General features: G+C 46.7%; 12 protein-coding genes. 1 reads left to right on the plus strand and 11 read right to left on the minus strand.

The window, feature by feature from the left end; genetic code table 11:
- The 11 genes from AAC033_RS13305 to AAC033_RS13355 form a co-directional block, all read right to left on the minus strand.
- Positions 1–463: DUF5077 domain-containing protein (locus tag AAC033_RS13305; protein WP_339738892.1), on the minus strand; the 463-nt coding region annotated here is incomplete at its 3' end.
- A 110-nt stretch (positions 464–573) separates the two neighbouring features.
- Positions 574–2,742 (minus strand): family 43 glycosylhydrolase, encoded by a 2,169-nt coding sequence (locus AAC033_RS13310; protein WP_339738894.1) that lies wholly within the window; start codon positions 2,740–2,742, stop codon positions 574–576.
- Between the two features lie 21 nt (positions 2,743–2,763).
- Positions 2,764–5,259: a sugar-binding domain-containing protein gene (locus AAC033_RS13315; protein WP_339738896.1), complete on the minus strand. Its 2,496-nt coding sequence runs from the start codon at positions 5,257–5,259 to the stop codon at positions 2,764–2,766.
- A gap of 62 nt (positions 5,260–5,321) precedes the next feature.
- Positions 5,322–7,913 carry an alpha-L-arabinofuranosidase C-terminal domain-containing protein gene (locus AAC033_RS13320; RefSeq protein ID WP_339738898.1) on the minus strand — a complete coding sequence of 864 codons (2,592 nt, stop codon included), beginning with the start codon at positions 7,911–7,913 and terminating at the stop codon, positions 5,322–5,324.
- 28 nt (positions 7,914–7,941) lie between these two features.
- The gene (locus AAC033_RS13325; protein ID WP_339738900.1) at positions 7,942–9,312 is read right to left on the minus strand and encodes a glycoside hydrolase family 27 protein; all 1,371 of its coding nucleotides are present in this window, start codon (positions 9,310–9,312) and stop codon (positions 7,942–7,944) included.
- A 157-nt stretch (positions 9,313–9,469) separates the two neighbouring features.
- Positions 9,470–11,077: a glycoside hydrolase 43 family protein gene (locus tag AAC033_RS13330; RefSeq protein ID WP_339738902.1), complete on the minus strand. Its 1,608-nt coding sequence runs from the start codon at positions 11,075–11,077 to the stop codon at positions 9,470–9,472.
- Positions 11,078–11,108: 31 nt separating this feature from the next.
- A complete protein-coding gene (locus tag AAC033_RS13335; protein ID WP_339738904.1) occupies positions 11,109–12,506 on the minus strand; it encodes a family 43 glycosylhydrolase in 1,398 nt (465 codons plus the stop codon).
- 98 nt (positions 12,507–12,604) lie between these two features.
- The gene (locus AAC033_RS13340) at positions 12,605–14,155 is read right to left on the minus strand and encodes a RagB/SusD family nutrient uptake outer membrane protein (protein WP_339738906.1); all 1,551 of its coding nucleotides are present in this window, start codon (positions 14,153–14,155) and stop codon (positions 12,605–12,607) included.
- Positions 14,156–14,166: 11 nt separating this feature from the next.
- Entirely contained in the window at positions 14,167–17,472 is a 3,306-nt protein-coding gene (locus AAC033_RS13345) for a TonB-dependent receptor (protein ID WP_339738908.1), read from the minus strand.
- 152 nt (positions 17,473–17,624) lie between these two features.
- Positions 17,625–18,659 carry a FecR domain-containing protein gene (locus AAC033_RS13350; RefSeq protein ID WP_339738910.1) on the minus strand — a complete coding sequence of 345 codons (1,035 nt, stop codon included), beginning with the start codon at positions 18,657–18,659 and terminating at the stop codon, positions 17,625–17,627.
- A gap of 142 nt (positions 18,660–18,801) precedes the next feature.
- On the minus strand, positions 18,802–19,386 hold the full coding sequence (locus AAC033_RS13355; RefSeq protein WP_339738912.1) for an RNA polymerase sigma-70 factor: 585 nt from the start codon (positions 19,384–19,386) through the stop codon (positions 18,802–18,804).
- Positions 19,387–19,888: 502 nt separating this feature from the next.
- Here AAC033_RS13355 and AAC033_RS13360 point away from each other — a divergent pair.
- Positions 19,889–22,318, plus strand: coding sequence for a PAS domain S-box protein (locus AAC033_RS13360; protein WP_339738914.1), 2,430 nt, complete (start codon positions 19,889–19,891; stop codon positions 22,316–22,318).
- Positions 22,319–22,397: the final 79 nt, after the last annotated feature.

Genomic DNA, 22,397 nt, shown 5'->3' on the forward strand with positions numbered 1-22,397 from the left:
CGGTAGGCTGCCCCGCCACCACCACATCACTGATCTCAACAGTTCCTTCCCGGTCTAAGCCCGTGACATCAACCTGCTGATAACCGCGCCTTTCAATAGTGAAATCGCCAGCCCAAAGGATAGTCAATGCTTCGCTTCTCAGCTCCACAATTTTTTCCCGCGCTCCCATCGCTATTTTAACCCGGGCGTTACCGCCAATCGTCTTGGCCCGAATCCCCAGCTGTATCACACCGGTTTTCTCGGCATAAAAGAAGGTGCGAAATGTCTTGGCGAAATTGCTGTCAAAACGAATGCCCGCCTCTCCGATATTTTCCGTTGTTTGCAGACCATTGTCTATGACCCAACTGTTGCCAGCTGTAGGTATGAAGACCTGCGCATGCCCAGTTGACTGACCGGGGCCCAGCTGCATGAAAAGTGCCAGCAGTGCCGAAGCTATAAGTTGACAAACCTGTTCTTTTTGCATGAAGTATTTTTTGCTGTGATCATTTTTGCTCCTTAGGCTACAATTTGAGTAGCATCAAGCATTCTTATCGCAAATCGTTTTATGGATTCAGTCACTTTGCACCATGCAAGCTATTCAACCGGATCAATTCCTTTCAGCGTAGGTTTCACTTCGATGATTCCGCCATTTTCATCAAACTCCAGCTTGTCGATGCACACTTCGCGGTGGAAACCTCCGGCGCGGCCCATTTCAACGCCTTTGGGTCGGGTAAAACGATGATAAACCAGGTACCATTCGTCTTTTCCCGGAACCTGAATGGCCGAGTTGTGGCCGGTTGCAAATATTTCCTGCGCAGCGTCCTGCCTGATGACAATGTTGTTCTCGGGGATGGTCAGCGTTCCCAGCGGCGAGTCCGAAGTAGCATAGCGAACTTTGTAATTGGGGCTGCGGGTATCGTCTTCCGACCACATGAAATAATAGGTGCCATTACGATAAATAACGTAGGTTCCTTCGCGGTAGGTGTTGTCGATGTTCATCAGTTTTAGCGTATTCTTTTTAATCGACAGCATATCCTCACTCAGTTCGGCAGCTGCCATGTAGCCATTGCCCCAGTAGAGATAGCTTTTTCCGCTTTCAGGATCAGTGAACACGTCGGCATCAATTTCCTGTCCTCCGGTAATCCCTTCGGGTTTGTAGTCGATCAGCGGCTGTCCGCTATCGACAAACGGCCCGGTTGGGTCATCGGCCACAGCCAGCCCGATGCGTTGGGCTGCCGTGAAATAGTAGAAATACTTGTACTCGCCATCGATCTTCTTTTCGATAATACAAGGCGCCCAGGCATTTCGGTCGGTCCAGCTCACATCGGTTTTCAGGTCCAGGATCACCCCTTCATCGGTCCAGTCGACCAGATTATCTGAAGAAAAAACCTTGAAGTAAGTTCCGCTCCAGTTCATAAAACCGTCGCTGGTTGGGTAGATATAATATTTGCCGGTCTTTTCGGAATACAAAATATCCGGGTCGGCATAAAAACCTTCGAGCACCGGGTTGTGGTCTTCCGATGCTGAAACCTGGTAAACCACTTCGCCTTTACCTTCAATACTGAAGATGTATTCAACCGCCCCGCCGGAGAAGTTCTGAGCTCCTTTGGGCTGAAAATCAATACCCGGCCAAGCGCTGAATTCCGGATCGAATGCGGAGAGGTCGGTTCCTCGTTTTACGGGTAGATAAATCGTTTTTTCATTTCCATTAATGACCACATTCTGCTTTTTCAGGGAAGCGGATTGAGCATCAATCAGCAGATCATCAAAACGGCCCCATTGGCTGATCAACCGCTTCAACTCCTTGCCGGTAATTGGCATCACCGTTCCGTGGCGTGGGTGAAATTTCATCGAGATTGCCTCGTCAATCACCGAGAAGTTTTGCAAATCGGTGCTTTTGGTAAACTGGTAGCGGCCGCTGGTGTACACGTCGTACATTAGAATGTATTCATCCGAATTGATCCGCTTAAAAATGCCGCTGCCTTCAACCGGATGGGTTTCGCAATCCACGCGTTTGTCGCTCACCAGCTCGTAACCTTCGGTTAGTTGGTCCGAAAGGGCCAGTTTAATGCCTGGTTCGCCATCTTCTGACTTCATAAACAGGTGGTATTTCCCATCCTTTAAAATGATGTCTCCATCGATGGCCGCATTGTTTGTGGGGCTATAAAACAGTTGTTTGGGCGCGGCTTCCAGTCCCGTGAAATCTTCGTTGGCAAAGGCATAGTAAATGATGTCCGGATCGTCTCCCTGCTTCATCGAAAAGTAAATCATGTACTTCCCGGTGGTTTCATCGTAAAACGTTTGCGGCGCCCAAACCCGCCAAACATCCCCAAATTCCTCAGGAAACGATTCGGGAATATTCACCTTCGACGATTCCCAGGTGATCAGGTCTTTTGATTTCAGCAACACCATGGCATAGTTTTTCCATCCCATATCCGGCACATACAAATCGGTTACCACCATGTAAAACCAGCCATCGGCACCACGCAAAATATGTGGGTCGCGCACACCGCCCGAAGTACTGATTTCCTTCGAATCCAGAATGGGCTCGTTGTTATTCAACGCTCGATAATTGTAACCGTCGAGGCTCACGGCAAAGCGAATGGCCTCCTCGCCCGGGCCATTCCCGGTAAAATAGGTAAAGAGGTAGGCGGAAAGTTCGTCGTCCGGTTGAGATTGGTTGCATGAGCCAAACAGGGCAAATACAGCAAACAGCAAGCCGGCAATACGAATGGTATTTTTTATTTTATTCTTGAATGTCATCGAATTTGAATTTTAAAGTTTTTATTGAACGATCAATTTTGTTTCGCCCGGATTTAGCCAGTTGGCCGAAAATCTCAGCATGACTTCACCCGGCTTATCACCCACCTGAATGTAAGCGATCATCCGGCCATGAAAAACACGGTGCTTATTATCGGTGTAATCAGACATATCTGAATTGTTGCTGGCTTCCAAGCCGAGCAAACGCGCGTCGCCATGGATTTGGCAAGTCACCTCTTCATCCGACAGCATCACCGGGATTCCGGCTTCATCCACCACCTGAATGGCAATTTGAGCGACTCCGCCCGGCGCAACCGCTTCTTCGCCCTCAATCACCTCAATAGCGTATGGCCGTCCCGAGGACTCAATCTCGTATTGGCTGACCTGTTTCCCGCTGTCGTCCATTCCAACCACTTCGAGTTTTCCCGGAGCATAAGGAATATCCCAAAAAATAATACCTGTCTCTTCGTTGTAATTCTTTGGTTCGCCCACCAGCTTGCCATCCAAAAGCAGCTTAGCCGATGCCGCGTTCGTGTAACAAACCACCCGGACCAACTGGCCTTCTTCATAATTCCAGATGGACCAGGCATCCATCGAAGGCACTTTTTCTTTGCGGGCTTCACCGGCATTTTCGGCCTCCAGTTGCGACCAAACGTCTTTCATCTGGCTTTGACTACCGCGACCCGGCGTGGGATAAGTTCCCAAATAGGCCATCGGCTTTTCCGACCACAACGATTGCCGGAAGTACCCCCGGGGTTTGATAAAGCCGCCAAAATCGAGCAAGCCCGAATAGAAGCCACGCGAAGGCCAGCGACCGGATTCTCCCAAGTAATCGATACCCGTCCACAGAAATTGGCCGAAGATATAATCGCGGGAGGTGACCGCTTTCCAGGCTCCCATATCGTGCCGGTTTTCGCTGCCAAAAATCACGCGGTCGGGGTATTGCGCATGATCACGATCATACAAACTTTCGGTGTAGTTGTAACCGGTGATATCCAAAGCAAAAGGGTAGCCCGTTTGGTTCGACATGGCGACACCGGCCAGTCCGGCGGTAGTTGGCCTGGACTGATCGTATTGTTTCACCACTTTCACCAGGCGTTTGGCAATGTCGCCCAATCGCATGGCGTCGGGCGCATCTTCTTTGTACCCACCGAAAATAGGCTGGGTAAATCCGGTTTCGCCACCGCCATCCAAAACCGGGTGCGAATAGGGATCGTTCGGATAATCCACTTCGTTGCCAATGCTCCAGGCAAAAATAGATAAGTGGTTGCGATCGCGCCTCACCATGTCGGCTAAATCTTTTTCGCCCCATTCTTCAAAGAAATCGAATGATCCCTGAAAGCCCGGCGTTCCGACATTCCATCCCTGAAGCCACTTTCGCTTTGGGAATTCCCATTCGTCAAAGGCCTCATTCATCACCAGCAATCCAAGCTCATCGCACAGCTCGTACAAATCAGTGGCTTGCGGATTGTGGCTGGTGCGAATGGCATTGACGCCTATTTCTTTTAAAGTACGCAAGCGACGTTCCCACACGTCGCGGGGCACGGCCGAACCCAATACGCCGGCATCGTGGTGCAGACACACGCCTTTGATCTTCATCCACTCACCGTTCAAGGCAAATCCTTTGTCTGCATCGAAGGTGAAGCTGCGGAAGCCCGTCTGGGTGCTTGTTTCATCCACCAGCTGTCCATCGCGGTAAACAGATGTTCTCAATGTGTATAAGGCCGGATGATCCAGCGACCAAAGTTCGGGTTTGGCCACTTTTAATCCGGATTGAACTTTCCCGGATTGATTTCCTTCGACCGTCAGTTTTTCAGAGGATTTTGTCACCAGCTTATTGTCCTGAGAAAATAATTCATTTTGAATGGTCAGAACTGATGACTCGCTGGTACCATTTTCCACCTCAACTTCAATATTCAGTTGATAGCCTTTTTTCTGTTTTTCGGGCCAGGCATGAACGCCCCACTGTGCCAGGTGTACCGGATTGGCATAAACCACCCAAACATCACGGTAGATGCCCGAGCCCGTGTACCAGCGAGAATCAGCCGACTGGCTGTGATCGACCCGAACTGCAATAAGGTTATCTTCGCCATATTTGATGTGAGGCGTGGCATCGTATAGAAAGGAGATGTAGCCATTGGGGCGATTCCCCACCGATACACCATTCACGAACACCTCGCTACGGTTGTACACCCCTTCGAAATAGAGGTACACTTTTTCCCCTTCGTGCTCACCCGGCACAAAAAGTTTCTTCCGGTACCAGCCGATCCCTCCCGGCAAATAGCCCGTGGCACTGGCCAACGTCGGGCTTAATTGTTGCCTGACACTCCAGTCGTGGGGCAGATCAACAGTCTGCCAACGCCGGTCATTCAATTCGGCTTGCTCTCCATTTTCTATATCCTGCAGAACAAATTTCCAGTGGGAGTTGATCTTTTCGGCCTGTCCAAATCCACCCTGTGCAACGAGCGAATTGACGCCAACAAAATTGACCAATAGCCAGCAAATAAATCTTAGTTTCATCGTATTCATAGTATTGAGTATTAAAAGTAGTCGTCGTTGATCTTCTGAATTTACTTTAGTTTCTACTGCCGCGATTTCATTCGGATGACTGAAAGCGAATAAGCAGGCAATTTGTATTCAAACGGCTCACCGAGCGTGATGACGCGGCTTTCAGGCCGGGCATTTTCATCCATCGGCTCACCCTGAAGCACAGTCAAAACAGCCTCGCCTTCCGCTTCCGGAAGGTCCGCCAGCTTGATTTTGGTGTCCACTGCAACCGGCAGCAGGTTGGTCAGTTTCAAAATGTAATCGCCGGTTTTGTTGTCGCGAACCAGTGAGCAAGCCACACGCTTTTCCACTTCTTTCCTGCCATCGGAAAGACTGATTTGCGAAGCGATATATTCGTCGCCTGCGTTTTGTCCAAACAGTACCTGCACATAGTAATCTGTTGTGGGGAACACGTCGGTGTTGTTGAAATAAATCAGGTCGGGGTTCCACTGCGTATGCCCGTGTTTCGCCAGCAATGGCGCGTACGAAGTCATGCTCACTACGTCAGCATTGCGCTCCACATTAATCAGGTGCAAAGCATCGCACAAGGCGGTTTCCATGTTCAACTTGCGCCCGGGAATGTGCGTGGCATATTCACCCAAATAGACTTGGGATTTCGAGCGGTCGTAGCGGTCGTAGTAATCCTGGTTATTCAGGTACCAACCCGGCGGTTGGTAGTAGTGCTCATCCACCATCGGCACGTTCAACTCCGTGGCAAAATCCCAGCCCACGCGGTAATCTGTTCCTTCCGAAAACGGCCCCACCGTACCAATCACGGTAATCTCCGGATGCTTTTCCTGGACTGCCCTGTAAATCATTTCGAAGCGTTCCTTAAAGATGTCGGTAATCAAATCTTCATTGCCAATGCCAATGTATTTTAACTTAAAGGGTTCGGGATGTCCGGCCTGCGCGCGTACCTTTCCCCATTCCGAATTTTTGTCGCCGTTGGCCCATTCAATCAGGTCGAGCACATCCTGCACGTAAGCATCCATGTCGCACATCGGAATGCCGCCCTGCTGTCCATGGCCTCCGCATGATGAATTTTGGCAGGGCACGCCGGCAGCAATTACCGGCAGTGGTTCAGCGCCAATGTCCTCACAAAACTGAAAGTACTCAAAATAACCCAGCCCCATCGACTGGTGATAATTCCAGATATTGCGGTCGGACAACCGGGTTTCGAGCGGGCCCACCGTATTCTTCCAGCGATAGATGTTGTGCAAACCATCACCGTGAGCTACGCAGCCTCCCGGAAAACGCACAAAACGCGGGTGTAGCTCTGCAATCGCCTCGGCCAGATCAGCCCGCAAGCCATTTTTCCGGCCTTTAAATGTTTTCTGCGGAAAGAGCGACACCAGGTCAAGCGCCACTTTCCCGGCAAATTGCGGGATTACCTGTAGTTTCGCATTATCAATTGTCTTTTTGGAAGAGAGTGTCAGTTCCAACTTCTTCCAGTCGGCGCCAACAGACCTGGTGCTTCCTTCGGCATAAACCTTTCCGCTGGCATCGACTAATCGAACAAGCAGTTTGCCTCTGGCACCATCCAGCCCGCGGGCAAAAACCGAGAAATTATAATGATCGCCGGCTTTTAGCGGAATGCCGTCAAAACCTTCATTCTCCGCCGCTTCGCCGACTTTCGAAATCGTCAGTAACGCAAAGTGCTTTTGATTGGGATGAAGCGGAAAGACGGTATCGATCGTAAAATTTTCTTGTTCTCCGGTGAAGTTCCAGGCCTTTTTGCTGTCCCAGCTTTCGTCGCGGCCCTTGGTATCGGAAAGCTTATATTCGAAGCCCCGGTTTTGCACCAGTTCGGCATACAAACCGCCATCGGCCGCATAGTTAATGTCTTCAAAGAAAATACCGATGAACATATCGCTGATGGCTTTACTATTTTCTGGGATCGCTGTAATTTCAGCAGTCAGCGGTGCCAAATCTGCAAAACGCCCTGAATCATCAGTGAGGCGTTCGCTCCGCTGGATCTCTTTGTATTGGCTGAGTTCGTAGAACTTGATCAAGCCATCGATCAACTGCCACGAAACTTTTGAAACTATTCCCAATTGCTTTTCACCATCAATCAAAACCTCTTCGCGCAAATCCATCCGATCTTTCGTTGTTCCTTCAACGGTAGGCGTGTAGCTTTTAAAATCGGTGGTTGTGGTTTTAAAGATTTTCTGCTCATCGCCGCTCAGCCAGCTTATTTTGTAGCTGTTGGTTTCGGGTTGAAACGAAACTTCGGGCAGCAGCACATTGCCGTCGTCCATCACATACGGATAATCCTGCGAGTCCCAGGTGTACAGGTCGGGGGTTTGGGCATGGGCAAACTGGCCAACCTCTTCATTCAGGCCCCAGATGGCGTGCCACAAACCTTGCTGATCTTGAAAAAGGAAAGGAGTCAACATCCGTTTTTGAGCACCCCAGGTTCCAAAATCGGAAAACAGGAAGCGAAATTCCGGCCCAATGCCCTGCCAGTTTTCCCGGTCAACACTCCAGGCATAGTGGAGGCCATTGCCGCCCCTGTTTTTAGTGGTCGCATACGAAAATACCCAAGCCGAGTCGGGTTCGTTGGCAAAGCTTGATTGCAGCATGGTCGCCGCAATCAGGATAAGAATTAAATAGATTTTCTTCATCATATCGTCCTTGAATAGTAGTTCCTCTAAATTAACGGCTTAATTTGAATAGACCACTGGCGTGTGCAGCCAACGGCTGGCTAAACGTGCCCGAAGCCTGTCCCAAATCTTCACCGCTCCACAAATCAGTGACGGTACATTCCGTATCAAGCCCTAGTTCAGCAAGATCAACCGATATATCAACCGGCGTTTCTCTGTCAGAAATATTAAAAAGCGCCAGATACACATCTCCGGTATTTGGATTTCTTGAGGTGATGGCTACCTTCCCGTCTTCCCGAAAAAGTTGACGTACACCGGTGCTTTCGCGGTGCATTTTCAGCACGTCCTCGTTGGTTAGTAACGAAAGGGTGAATTCATCGTTGCTTGGCAGATCACCGCCAAACATCAGGGGTGATCTAAAGACGGTAAACAAAGTCATTAGCGTGTATTGCTCATCGGTAGTGAGGCGGCTCATGCGGTCTTCACCCCGTTCGCCCCGGATGGAAATGCGTCCCAGTGGAATCATATCGCAATCGGGCCAGGTGCCCGGCGCAATGTAAGGGTACCACTTCTGACTGATATCCATTAAGTGGGTGATGTGGTTCCAGGTGTCCCAAACATCGTCCACCATGCGCCACATGTTGGCATGTTCTTCTACATGCCCGGCAGCTTCGATGGGTGTTTCACCCGGCGAAGTACTCAGCACGATCGGGCGCCCGCACTGGTCGATGGCCTTGCGGATCAATTCAATTTCGGCTTGATGATAGGGCCGCGACAGGTCATCAATCTTGATGAAGTCGATTTCCCAATCGGCATAGAGGTCAAAAAGAGAATTGTAATATTCCTGTGCGCCGGGTCGATCGGCCAGGATGGTGTAGTTGTCGCGCAACCATTGGCATTGAAGTTCCGTGGTATAAATTTGGTCGGCGGTAATTGCGTCTGTTCCCTTGATGGGTAATTTTTGCTCCACGGCCACTTTCGGAATGCCACGCATGATGTGGATGCCGAATTTCAAGCCCTTGCTGTGAATGTAGTCGGCCAACTCCTTAAACCCCTTACCTCCGGCAGCCGAAGGAAAACGGTTGACGGCAGGCTGGTAGCGGCCATATTCGTCGATCACATAGCGGGGATCGGTTTGGTTGTAGCCACCGGCTTTGTCGTTTTCCACAAACCAGCGAATGTCTACCACAATGTATTCCCAGCCAAATTCCTTCAGGTTATCAGCCATGTAGTCGGCATTGGCCTTCACTTCGTGTTCTTCGACGGTAGGTCCGTAGCAATCCCAGCTGTTCCAACCCATCGGCGGGGTTTGAGCCCAGGTTTTAAACTCGCCTTTAGCAAATGCCTCCGGTTTTTTTTCGGACTGGCAGGAAGAAAGAACAGCCAGCGTCAGCATGGCTAGTAGAAAGTTTACCGTTTTCATTTTACTCAGTTATTTTGATATTTGAGATTTTAAAAGTACAAAATACATTTCTAATCGCAATCGGACATACTGGAGCAACCTCCGAAATAATGAATTGTCTAAGGCATATAACTTTCGTAATGAAAAAATCTCATTAGCCAAAATATAAAGGCATACACTATTTTAAATAATCATACCTAAACCAGTCAACATCCACATAACCTTCTTCCCCTTTGGCATTGTAGTTAAAGATGCCGATTCGGTCGCCCCGGTAGCTACCCCAAGTTAGTTGTGAGCTGCTACCAAAAAGCTTATACGATTTTCCGTCAGTACTGACAAAATATTGATTAATGCCGTCGTAGTCCCAAGTCGATTTAAACCAGACATATTTCCCGGCGAATCTAATCGCCCCGCTGGCATCTCCGTTGTATGTATAAACCAGGTAGCGTTCGCCGTTTTTCTGCTTTATACCCAAAGTACTGTAATTTTCAGTAGAAAGGTGAGTAATTCCGGCGTACTGACCATCCTCGAGTTTGCTGACGTCCATCTTTACGGTAACCACACTTTCCTTCGTGCGCAGAATGCGCTGCGTAATAGTATTTCCGGCCCCAAAAATGATCCCAATACTGTCATCAGGTCTAATTGGTGTAAAAGCATACAAACGCAGAAACCCTTTGCGGTCGGTTAAAGACCATTTATCCGTTCTGGGTTGGTAGTTCCATTCCCATTGAACATTCAATTCGGATGAATTAAATTCATCGGTGGTCTGAATCGCAAGTTTGCTTCTTTTCTTTATCGGCTTTGGGGCTGACCAAACCATCCGCCCGATTGTGTCTTCGCCAACCTCACCAATAATGGGCCACCCATCAACCCAATTTACCGGCAACAGGCTGACAACCCGCCCTTCCCAGCTGCCAGTGCCATGATGAGTCAGAAAATACCATTCACCGGGTGCAGTCTCTAACAATCCACCTTGATTCGGTTCTCTGTCCTTTCCCCGATCAACATGGTTCAACTGATTAATTTCCCATCGGCCATCAAGGCTTTTCGATCGCCCCATCATAATCACCCTGCCTTCATCCTTCACTTCGCTAAAATAGTGATAGTACAACCCATTTATTTTGTACAGTTTGTTGGCTTCGCTCCCTTGCGATTGGTGAATAATCGTATCGGATTCCATGATCAGGTTCTTCCCGTCAGGAGACATTTTGAACAAGTGGATATTGTATTTTTTATTGTTTTTCGGATCAAGGGCAAAGTTGGTCGCAATGAAATACAATTGGCCATCGTCGTCGCAGAACGAACAGCAATCGTCCCAACCGGAAACGTTCCATACTTGATGAAGTGGCTCCCATGGGCCAGCAGCATTCGCTGACGAGCTCATGAAAAAGCCATCGTCGGGTGTTCCGAAATAAACCCAAAACCTCTTTTTATAATACCGGATTGAACCCGCCCAAATACCCCTGCCATAACCATTCATCCTGTCCCAGTTTAGTTCGGGACTTATGCGGGTAAGATCATGAACCACATGCCCGATGATCTCCCAATTAACCAAGTCGTCTGAATGTAATATCACCATGCCCGGAGAATATTGCATGGTAGATGAAATGGCATAATAGTCGTCACCGACACGGATGGCATCGAGATCACTAAAGTCGGCCGGAATGATGGGGTTTGCATAAGTCCCGTCTCCCTGGTCACCCCATTTTTCTGACGGTTGGGCTTGTAAAACGGAAGTTGTTATCTGCAAAAAAACAAGGAATAAAATGAGTCTGAATTTTTCCATGTTGTGATCACTTCTCCTGATTAGTCTTCTTTTAGTAGATGTTCCATTCCCAAATGCCTTTAACACCTTCCTGAATTTTCACCCTAAAATACCGGGCTTTTATGTCCAGGTTATCAACATGCGGCGACTGAACTTTAACATCGGGATGTCCGCCACAAATAGTCCATGTTTTACCATCTGCAGAATGCTCAAGTGTATAAGCATGCCCGGCGGTTGGGCGTACAAAATAAACCTCGCTGCGTTTTATCGTCAGGATTTTGCTCAGGTCGGCAATAATCCAGCAATCATTATCGTCAGGTGAAGCCACCCAGCGCGATCCGTTGGCGCCATCGAAAGCAAACTGCGAAACGAAGGACTCAGTCCTTCGAAACAATGAATCCTTCATGTATTTAATAATTAAATCAGGACAAATGCTTGATGCCCGAGAATTAACCACAGTTATTTTTTTCTCATCAGTTATCTGGTAAAGGGCGCCAACTCCATCAAATGTTAGGTCCACCGGACGAATGGTCCCGTCGTCATTGAATTCGAGTTTATTGACATAGGTTTGCCTGTTCGTACTGCCCCGCCCAAATTCCAGATATGCAAAATAGTATTCATCTGTACCCGGCAAATTGAACACACAACCATGACCGGGGCCAAAAATACCACGCTCATAATTCGTTGTGGCAATAATATCATTTCCAGGGAACTCGAACGGGCCCAGCGGTGATATCCGGCTCATGATATAGGCATACTGGTACTTTTCATCGCCTCCCAACGTGTACAGATAATAGTATACGCTATTCCGCTTAAAGAATATCGGCCCTTCAGAATACTCCTGATGTGGAGTTGGGATGGTGGTGTAGGAGGTATCAACAGTAACCATATCGGCATTTAGTCTGGCGGCATGCCTGCGCTGCCAGAAAACATAAGCTTGCTTGTCGTCATCAATAAAAATTTCTGCATCGATCCCCTGTGGGGGCTCTGAGCCTTTCGGTTTCAGGAATGTTGCCGGTGTATACGGCAGGTAAAAAGTATCTGGCTCGTGGAGAAGTTTGAAAGGTCCGTCTGGAGAATCGGCAACCGCCGCGTACATAAATTCATTGATGGTCGGATAAATGTAGTATTTGCCATTAGCGGCCACGGCTGTGCTTGGTGCCCAGTATTTTTGCCCCACTGCTGATGGAAAATGACACCCTGAAAAGCTCCAGTTTACAAAATCCCTTGATTTCCAAACAACCGGCGGGCCGGAGGTCTCCAACCCTTTATCGTACCCGTCAGTGGTGGCATAACAATAAAAGACACTGTCAATTACCTGTATGCTGGCATCGGCAATCATATCCGGTACAAGAGGATTACCAAACGGGTTTTTCGGCTGGGCACTCGTCAAGCCAACAACAATAAAAAAAGAACACAAAAGCCAGTTTAATTTAAGCAGGCCAAGCATCGATTTAAGTTTTAAATAGAGTTAATAAGTTTGTGGAAGAAGAAGAGATGAAGCTTATTTTGTGAATAAACTTCACCTCTTTTGAGACCATATCCCACTCAATACCCGGAATTTTGGGTCAAATTTTCATTGTTTTGCATTTCTGATTGTGGAATAGGCCACAGCCATCCTTTTGCCGGGTCAAAAGTCCGGGTTGCAACCTGCACTTGTTCAAAGACCCAGGTGGCCGCACTTGAAGGATCAGCTAATTTTGGTCGGTTGTATCCGAATACATGATGCACCAGCGTTTCGTCTTTCCAACGATACATGTCAGCATACCTGATGCCTTCAATTGGAAATTCAACCCGCCGTTCATGCCGGATCACTTCGCGCAACTCTTCTTTGCTCAGTCCAGAGCCTTCAACATCTTCAACTTTTGGCATATTTGACCGAGCGCGGACCATGTTAATTAAGTCATAAATTTCCTGCGAAGTTTCGTCATTCTCAACCATCGCTTCGGCACGCATCAGCAGAATATCGGCATAGCGCATCAGGATTGTGTTGATCGCACAATTATTCCGGTCAGAGTTATTTAAGTCTGCATACTTTCTGGGTCTTGCTCCTGTGATAACATCATCACTTGCCGGAATAAACACTCTTGAACCCATTTGGGAACCAGGAAGAATAACGGAAGCAGCCAGACGGGGGTCTCTGTTGGTAAACGGATCCTGACTATCATAGCCCGAGGCTGAATTATCAATGGGTAAGCCATTGGTCATGTAGTAGGAATTAATCAGGCTGGAAGTGACACTTGGCGTAGGCCATTCAGCAAAGGAAAGTGCTGAGCTCGGCCAAGGTTGCGGACTGAGATCCTTCAGGTACTGGATATCAAAGATTACTTCGCTGTTGTTTTCATTTTCTTCAAGAAAAATACCTTCATAGTCACCGAATAGTTCGTACACTCCAAGATCCATCACATCTTTTGCAGCACTGGCTGCCTCACTCCATTTCTCCTGATAGAGATAGGTTCTTGCCTTGTAGGCCAGGGCAGCACCTTTCGTGGCACGGCCAACATCGCCGCCCGAGTATGAAACTGGTAGGTTTTGTGCTGCAAAATTCAAATCGTCAATGATCGCTGTTAACACCTCGCTTTTAGGTGTTCTTGAAACGTTTGCTTCGTCGAGTGTTTGCACTGACAGGATCAGCGGAACGTCTCCATAAAAATGAATCAGATCGGCATACATGAACGCCCTTAAAAAGCGGGCCTCAGCCTGCATCTTGGTTTTAATATTGTCGTCGACAGGAGCTTCCTCCAGATTTTCAAGAAAGGCGTTTGCCCTGACAATGGTACTGTAGGCTCTTGCCCATTTGGCACCGGCGGCCCAACTACTCGAATTGTGGCTCCAGGAACCAAACTCAAGCGACCCCTGCCAGGCATGCTCACAGAAGGCATCATCTGACATGAAATCAAATTGAAACCAGTGAATTGGGGTTTGGTTCTCTCTTAATCCATTGTAAATGCCCATCAATCCCATTTCCAGTTCCGTCTCATTCTGATAAAAAGTATCAGGCGACAGTCTGTCTAAAGGTGATTTATCCAGAATATCCTGGGTGCAAGCGCTAATTAATCCAACCACCAGGACGACTAATACGATATATTTTTTCTTCATTGTGATCATTTTTAAAAGTTTACATTCAAGCCCATTGTGTAAATCCGTACCTGAGGATAAGCTTGTGCTCTGGTTTCATCAACTGTTTGCTCCGGGTCAAAACCCCTAAAATTGGTGATGGTAAACGCATTTTGAATATTACCATACACTCTTACGGTATTGATTCCAATAGCCGAAGTTAACCGCTTGCTTAAGGTGTATCCCAATTCAATGTTTTTCAGGCGCAAGTAGGAAGCATCTTCCATATACAGTTCAGAATGAATATTATTCCGGACACCGTCCAGCGTCAGCCTTGGCAACTTGTTTGTCGGGTTCTCCGGTGTCCACCGGCCATCCCACCATTGACCAACATTTGAGGCAGTGCCACTAAAAGGCGTTCCGATTTCGTAGTAGGTATAACCTTCAATCCCTTGTACCCCTTGGAAAAACAAGCCAAAATCAAAATTTTTCCAATCCAGGTTCAGTTGTAATGAATAGGCTAAATCGGGAAACTGCTTTCCGATTACGGTGCGATCCTTATCCATGGTAACCACACCATCTCCGCTGATATCCCTGTATTTCACATCGCCGGGAACAGCAGTAAAATTTGCGACAGAAACAACGCCATCCTTCAACACATAATTGCGATCTTCATGAGGAATATTCACATCACTGTTGTTTTGCCAGTTAAAATCATCGATTTGGTAAATACCATCCATTTTATAGCCATAAAATGAGTTGATGGCCTCGCCTTCGACCAAGGCAGATACCCCGTTGATGATCGGACTTCTCCCATAGAGATCAGTCACTTCATTTTTGATGTGCGACATACTAAGCACCGCATTGAATTTGAGATCATTTGAGATCTGCTTCCGATAACTCGCCGTCAGTTCAATCCCCGTGTTTTTCACTTCGCCTACATTCTGGTAGGGAGGCGTCAGGTCCCCCATCGTAATCGGGATCGGAATCTGAATTAAGATGTCACTGGTTTTCTTGTTGAAGTAGTCAACCGTAACATTAACTTGCTTATTTATACTAACATCAAAACCAATGTTCGTTTGCTCAGTTGTTTCCCAAGTCGTTTGCTTATTCGACATGCTGGTAACAGCCACTCCAGAATTCAGGCCTCCTCCGGTGGTATAATTCTGACCGGTAGATAAAATATCACTGGCGGCATAATACGAATTGATGTTTTGGTTTCCAAGCTGTCCCCATGATCCTCTGATTTTCAACAGATCCAACCAGTCAAGATGTCCCAGAAAATTCTCTTCTGAGAGAATCCATCCGACTGAAAAAGAAGGAAACGTCCCCCATCTGTAATCTTTGCCAAACCTTGAAGAGCCGTCTTTCCGGATATTGGCTTCAAACAAGTATTTTTGGTTGAATACATAATTCACCCGACCAAAAACCGACTGTAAGCCCAAGTCGTATAAGCCGGCATCATTTTGCATGGTTGAAGGGTCTCCAAGGTTAAGAACCCGTTGGGTATTGTTGATAAACTTGGAGCGATAGCCACTGTTCCATTTCCACTGAAACTCTTCTTCGGAATAACCTGCTAATAGTTTAATTTCATGCTTTCCAACCGTCTTTTCGTACCTAAGCAACGAGGTTAGCAACGTTTGAGTATTCAAGTCGTCTCGCTCGGATAAGTCAGAAGTCAGGTATCGTGTACTCCCATCCATGTTGGCTAAAAGAACATTGGCATGGAAAGAATTGTTATTGGCACTGACAACATTGAAGCCATAAGTTAACTGCGCACTAAATCCTGGTAAAAATTCATACTCACCTTCCAACTGTCCATTAAACGTATAGCGGGTCACCTTGCGGGTGCTTCCATCCATGATCTCGCCATAATAATTTCGTTCCCCAATCACAGCAATCCACTGATTTTCGGCGTTTTTAAGGGGCCACACCGGAGAATTCGTTGCATACCACTTGGCGTTCCATTCGTCCGTCGGCTCATCTCGCTCACCTCTGTTTCCCGACAATCGAGCGGATAATCTCAGTTTTTTATTATCGAGAAAGTAGGAATCAAAGTTGGAGCGAAAATCGACTTTGTCATACTTTGTGCCAACCAGGATTCCCTCCTGATTTAAATAGCCTACCATGAAAGCATACTGTAAAGTTTCCGAGCCACCAGAAACGTTCACCCGATGATCCTGAATTTTTGCTTTGTCGTAATACACATCAAAGTAGTTGATGTCAGGAAACATGGGATCACTTCCGCTGGCAAATTTCTGAATGTCTTCATCTGAATATTTTGGCTGAAAGCCTGTATTTACTGCCGCTTCATTGTATAGGGTCGTATAGTCAACCGCATTAAAAACATCAGGTAGTGCTGTTGCCTCCTGGATCCCCACGTATCCATTGTAATTCACAGTCATTTTACCGGAAGACCCGCGTTTAGTGGTGATCAAAATAACGCCATTCGCAGCACGGTTACCGTAAATGGCAGCTGATGAAGCATCCTTCAACACGGAAATTGATTTAATATTACTTGCATTAACGTCATTCATATCTCCCGGAAAACCATCAATCAATACCAAAGGATCACTATTATTGAGTGTTCCCACGCCACGGATACTAATTACGGCATCGTCGCCACCCGGCTTTCCCGACTTTTGCAGCGCATATACCCCTGACACTTTCCCTTGAAGGGCAACACTTGAATTGGTAAGCGGCCTGTTTTCTAAATCATCCATCTCCACATTACTTACCGCTCCTGTTAAATTAACTTTTTTCTGTGTACCATAACCAACAGCCACCACTTCTTCGATTCCGATCGCGTCTTGCTCCAGTACAACATTGATACGATTTTGGTTGCCCACCAAAAACTCCTGGGTACGCATGCCGACAAAGGAGAAGACCAGGGTGCTTCCTACAGGTACATTCGGAATGGTGTAATTTCCATCAAAATCAGTGATTGTTCCATTTATGGTTCCTTTGACCAAAACTGTCACTCCGGGCAACGGCTGACCAGATTCATCATTAACCACACCGCTGATTGTTCTTTCCTGTTGCAGGGGACTACCCTGCGTAGAACCTGACAAAATAATCTGCCGGTTATTGATCATGTAACGAATGTCGGTGCCGGCAAATAACACATCCAAAACTTCGTTGATCGTTTTGTCTTTCAAGTCAAGCGATACTTGAGAATCAAGCGAGACATTCTTGTTATTATAAAAGAAGAAGTAGTCGCTTTGATCTTCAATTTGATCCAACACTTTAGCAATGGTAGCTTTTGTAACTTTCAGCTCCAGTTTCTGACTCTGTGCATAGTTGCTAACAGCGAGTGTTTGCAGGCAAGTCAGGGTGATCAGAAAAACAGTTAATCTCATAATCTTTAAGATTTTTCCGATACAGGCAAATAAATACCTGTAGTCCGATAAGAACCAAGTTTTTTTCATAAATTTGTTTTTTCGTTGAATTAATTATTTCTATATGATTGATTCACAAAGGACAGTGGTGCGAACACTGTCCTTTTTTGTTTTTATTCCATAATTCGTACCTCCCGGTTTTCAATTTTTGTGTTCACGTTCGTAGAAATTTCAATCATTTGCAAAACCTCAACCAATGTTTCATCCTGAATGGTTGCCGTATAGAGGATCTCTGCATCTAATAGCTCTGGCGCAACATGAATGCTGCAGTTATACCAACGTTCCAATTGTTTGGTTACTTCCTGAAGGGGTGTATTTTTAAAAATTAACCGACCATCTTTCCATGAGGTCGTCAAACGAGTATCAACATCTTCAATGTATAGCTTTCGTGAATCCTTATCCAACACAGCCTGCTGCCCCGGCACCAAACGTGCTACTTCTTCTCCCTTTGAATTCAGCAAAGCAATGGCTCCCCGTTCCAGAGTGGAACTCATCAATTGGTCGTTTGAGTAATTTGACACATCAAATGAAGTTCCCAAAACCCGAATATTCAATTCCCCGGTTTCAACAATAAACGCTTGATCTTTGGCGTGCGAGACCTCAAAATATCCCTGCCCGGTAAGTTTTACCTTTCGTTTGTCAAGGCGGGCAAAGTTGACGGGGTATTCGAGTGAACTGCCTGAATTCAGCCACACAACACTCTGATCCGGCAAAGTGAATTGCACTCGCGAGCCCGGGCTTGCAAATACCTGCTGCATGGCTACCTGATCCGTTTCCTGAGCTAGTTGAGATAACCTGTAAGACAAGTAGACCGAGCTGATCAATAAAGGAATAAATAGGATCGCGGCAATGCGTACCAGGTACGATTTCCATTCCATAAGCGGGCTTTTTGTGAATTCCGTTTTTCGTTGCCTTGCTGTTATCTTTGTCCAAACACGGTTTTTCAGTTGCCTGAAGTAGAGATCGTGCTCACCGGTTCGTGAATTCTGTATTTCGCTCCAGTGCTTTGACATCAGTTTATCCAGCTCCTCATCCTGATAGCTTGCATGGATGTAAGCCTGCAAATGCTCCCGGTCGGTTTCGCTGACTACACCCGAAAGCATGTTTTTCAGGTATTCATTCCAATCGATGTCTTGTTTTGAGTTCATATCCATTTATCCAATTCATTAAGGTATACACGCGTGGGAGGCTTCACCCCTATTGCTTCACGATATTTTTTTTCAGAAGAATGCGTGATAAAAGGTTTCGAGTCGATTGTTGATCCTGAAGCGAGTAATCAGCCCAGCAGCCTTACAGGAACAATTCGAAAAAGATCAAGCCTGAGAATCCGGCAGAAAAGAGTTCCTTTTTGATCTGGGCCAAAGCTGAAGTCATTTGGTTTTCAACGGTTTTTACAGAGATGCCCAGTTGTGCGGCAATTTCGGCATTGGATAAGTTTTTCTCCCGGCTTAAAAGAAAAATTATTTTTCGCTTAGGACTCAGCTGTTCAATTGACTGCTTATAGACCCGTTCCAACTCCCTAAAATCCAATTCTTCATCCAATAAGATGTTTTTTCCCGGATGCAATTTTTCGTAGTCCAGATATAGCTGCTCGTTTTTTGATTTGCGGATGGTATTTAAGATCGCATTTTTGGCTATCGTGAATATATATGAATCAAGCGATTTGTCCGATGTCAGTGTGTCCCTCACGTTCCACACCTTCAAAAAGACTTCTTGCACGATCTCTTCCGCCTCCTGAATATTCTTCAAATAACCAATAGAAAAGCGATGAATCCTTTTTCCATACTGGTAAAACAATTCCTGAAAAGCCTCAGAAGATCCTTCCTTCAGTTTAAGAATGAGTTCCTGGTTCGTATGAAATGAATTTTCGCCCAACGGTTTTTGATTCTCGTTTACAAACTGGTCAAAAATAGAAATTCTCCTGTTGAAAACATACCAGAATCAATTTTAAATATGGATCTCATTCTCCGGGTTGATCTGCCCGCATACCTTGCCGACTGATGTTCTCCAAGCAAAATAAAAGCCTACTTTTGTCTGCGCTTTTATGATAAAAACAATCCGTTCATTCACGAAGGTGAAAGAAAAAACAGAAAAATCAGCTCCGAATCAAATGTTTCGCAAATTGAGAATCCGGCGCAAAGCATTACACCCGATCCGCCCAAACAGCATGAATAATCTTCTTCCCCGCGAGGAATCCATCCTTTTCATGTTTTCCGTTTTATCAAAAAAACAAAAGCAGTTCAACTGATCCGAAAATGCATTTTGAATCCCACCCAAAATGAGTATATTCCGGCGCGCTAAGTTTTCAAAATTCGAGATAAAACGGTGCCCTTTGGAAACGTAACAAATGACCAATATCAATACGCTGGAGCATTAAATGGACCAACTATTTTTAGCCCTCACTCAAAACGCAGCGCTACTGGTAGCCCTGTCAGTCTTGTACGGCCTCTTATCACGCTTCCGGTCAGGACAGGCAATGCGCTTTAAAATTATCGCCGGCATGCTGTTTGGCTTCATCGCAGTGGCAGGGATGTCCATTCCGGTTCATTATCAAACGGGCATTTTTTACGACGGACGTTCCATCGTACTGGTTTTAAGCGGCCTTTTTGGCGGAGGCTTAACGGCTGCCATCACCGTGCTTTTAGCCGGAGCTTACCGCATTTATCTGGGTGGGATCGGAGTGTTTGCAGGGGTTTCAACCATAATCCTGTGCGCGGCTATTGGCTTAGCGGCCAGAAAGCATTTTAAGGGTAAACCCGGAGAAATTTCCATCCTCCATTTATGGATGATCAGCCTGGCAGCTCACCTGCTCATGCTATTTTCGCAACTGGCAATTCCCTGGCCCGATGGCCTGGAAATTATTTCAGAAATCTGGCTCCCGGTATTGACGATCTTTCCGCTAGCGACCCTGATTATCGCCATTTTGATGCAAACGGATGAGAACAGAATCCAATCACTCTTGACGATGCAAGAAAGCGAGAAACGTTACCAAACGCTTTCCGAGAAGTCGCCGGTTGGCATTTTTCGAACCCGACCCGATGGCTATACCACCTATGTGAATCCGCGATGGTGCCAAATAACCGGGCTGTCGTTTAACGACGCGGTGGGCAACGGGTGGCTGAAAGCTGTCCATCCCGACGACAAAATCAAGATAGTAGATGGCTGGAACAAGGCTACCAATCAACAGACCAAATCGATCGCTGAGTACCGGTATCTCAAAGCGGATCAGGAAGTGGTGTGGGTATTTGGCGAGGCGGTAGCCGAGCTTTCGGAAACCGGCGAAGTGGTTGGATACATTGGAACCATAACCGATATTACCGCGCGCAAGGAGATGGAGCAAGCGCTTCGGGATAGTGAATCGAACTACCGTCACCTGTTTGAAAAAGACTCAGCCATAAAACTGATGACCGAGCCTTCTACCGGCCAAATCATTCATGCCAACAAAGCAGCTTCCGATTTTTATGGCTGGACCGTGGACACATTGAAATCGATGAACATCAGCCAGATTAAAATTCAAACCCCGGAGAGCAGCTCAACCGAGCAAAAAAACAGGTCGGATGATCAAGGGAATTTTTATGAGGAAGATCAGCATCACCTGGCCAACGGAAAAATCAGAAATGTTGAAGTCTTCACCAGCAAAATCCGTTTTCAGGGACAAGACTGTCTTCACTCGATCATTCACGACGTAACGGCCAAACGAAAAGCGGAAGAAAAGCTGCAACTCCTTGGCAAAGCTCTGGAACAAAGCCCGGTAAGCATTACCATCAGCGATCGGAAAGGCCTGATTGAATATGTGAACCCAAAGTTTTCGGAAATAACCGGCTTTAGCTACGACGAAGTAATCGGAACGAATTCGGACATTTTAAACTCAAATGAACACACGAACGCTTTTTCGAAAAGTATTTGGGATACCATTACTTCAGGAAGAGATTGGATTGGTGAAGTGCAGAACCAACGGAAGAATGGCGATCATTACTGGGAAAGCCTGATCGTTTCACCGATTTTCGATGCTGCCGGACAGATTACCAACTTTATCAGTATTAAGGAGGACATTACCGAACGAAAGCAGATGATCAGGGAAGTCATTGTCGCAAAAGAAAAAGCTGAAGAAGCCGAACACCTGAAGTCGGCATTCCTGGCCAACATGAGTCACGAAATCCGCACACCACTGAATGCCATTCTGGGTTTCACCACGCTACTGACGACCAGCAGAATCATCACAGAGAAAACCCGGGAGGATTATATTACCATCATCAATAAAAGCGCCGAGGGTTTATTGCACATCATCAATGACATTCTGGACATTTCGAAACTCGAAACAGGTCAGGTAAAGATACACAAACAGGCGTTTTTTATTGAACCAGTTCTGAAAAGTCTGCAAGTGCAGTACGAGAATAAATTGGTTGAAGCCGGCAAATCCGAAATTGCGCTCAAGGGTTTTCCCACACCTCCTGAGTTGGAGATTGTCACCGACAGAAACAGGCTCACACAAGTTTTATCAAACCTGTTGGATAATGCCTGTAAGTTTACCGATTCAGGAACCATCACCTTTGGTGTTTCAAGGGTTGTTGATGGTCACATTGAACTGACAGTTGCTGACACGGGGATTGGCATCAGCAAAAAAGACCAGGCGAGTATTTTTGAACGCTTTCGCCAGGCTGGTCATTCCAATATCCGTATCAACTCCGGCAACGGACTCGGTCTGGCCATCGCAAAAAGCTTGGTTGAACTGATGGCGGGGCAAATCGAATTCGAATCCGTGCTTGACCAGGGAACAAGCTTCCACATCCGGCTTCCGCTGAAATAAATCAATGAATATCCTTGAGCTTACTTAGTGCCACTAAGAAAACGCTGTAATTTTTCCAGTTTTCAATTTTCTGGTTGAG

This window comes from uncultured Sunxiuqinia sp., from assembly GCF_963974515.1.
In the GTDB taxonomy this organism is placed as follows: Bacteria; Bacteroidota; Bacteroidia; order Bacteroidales; family Prolixibacteraceae; genus Sunxiuqinia.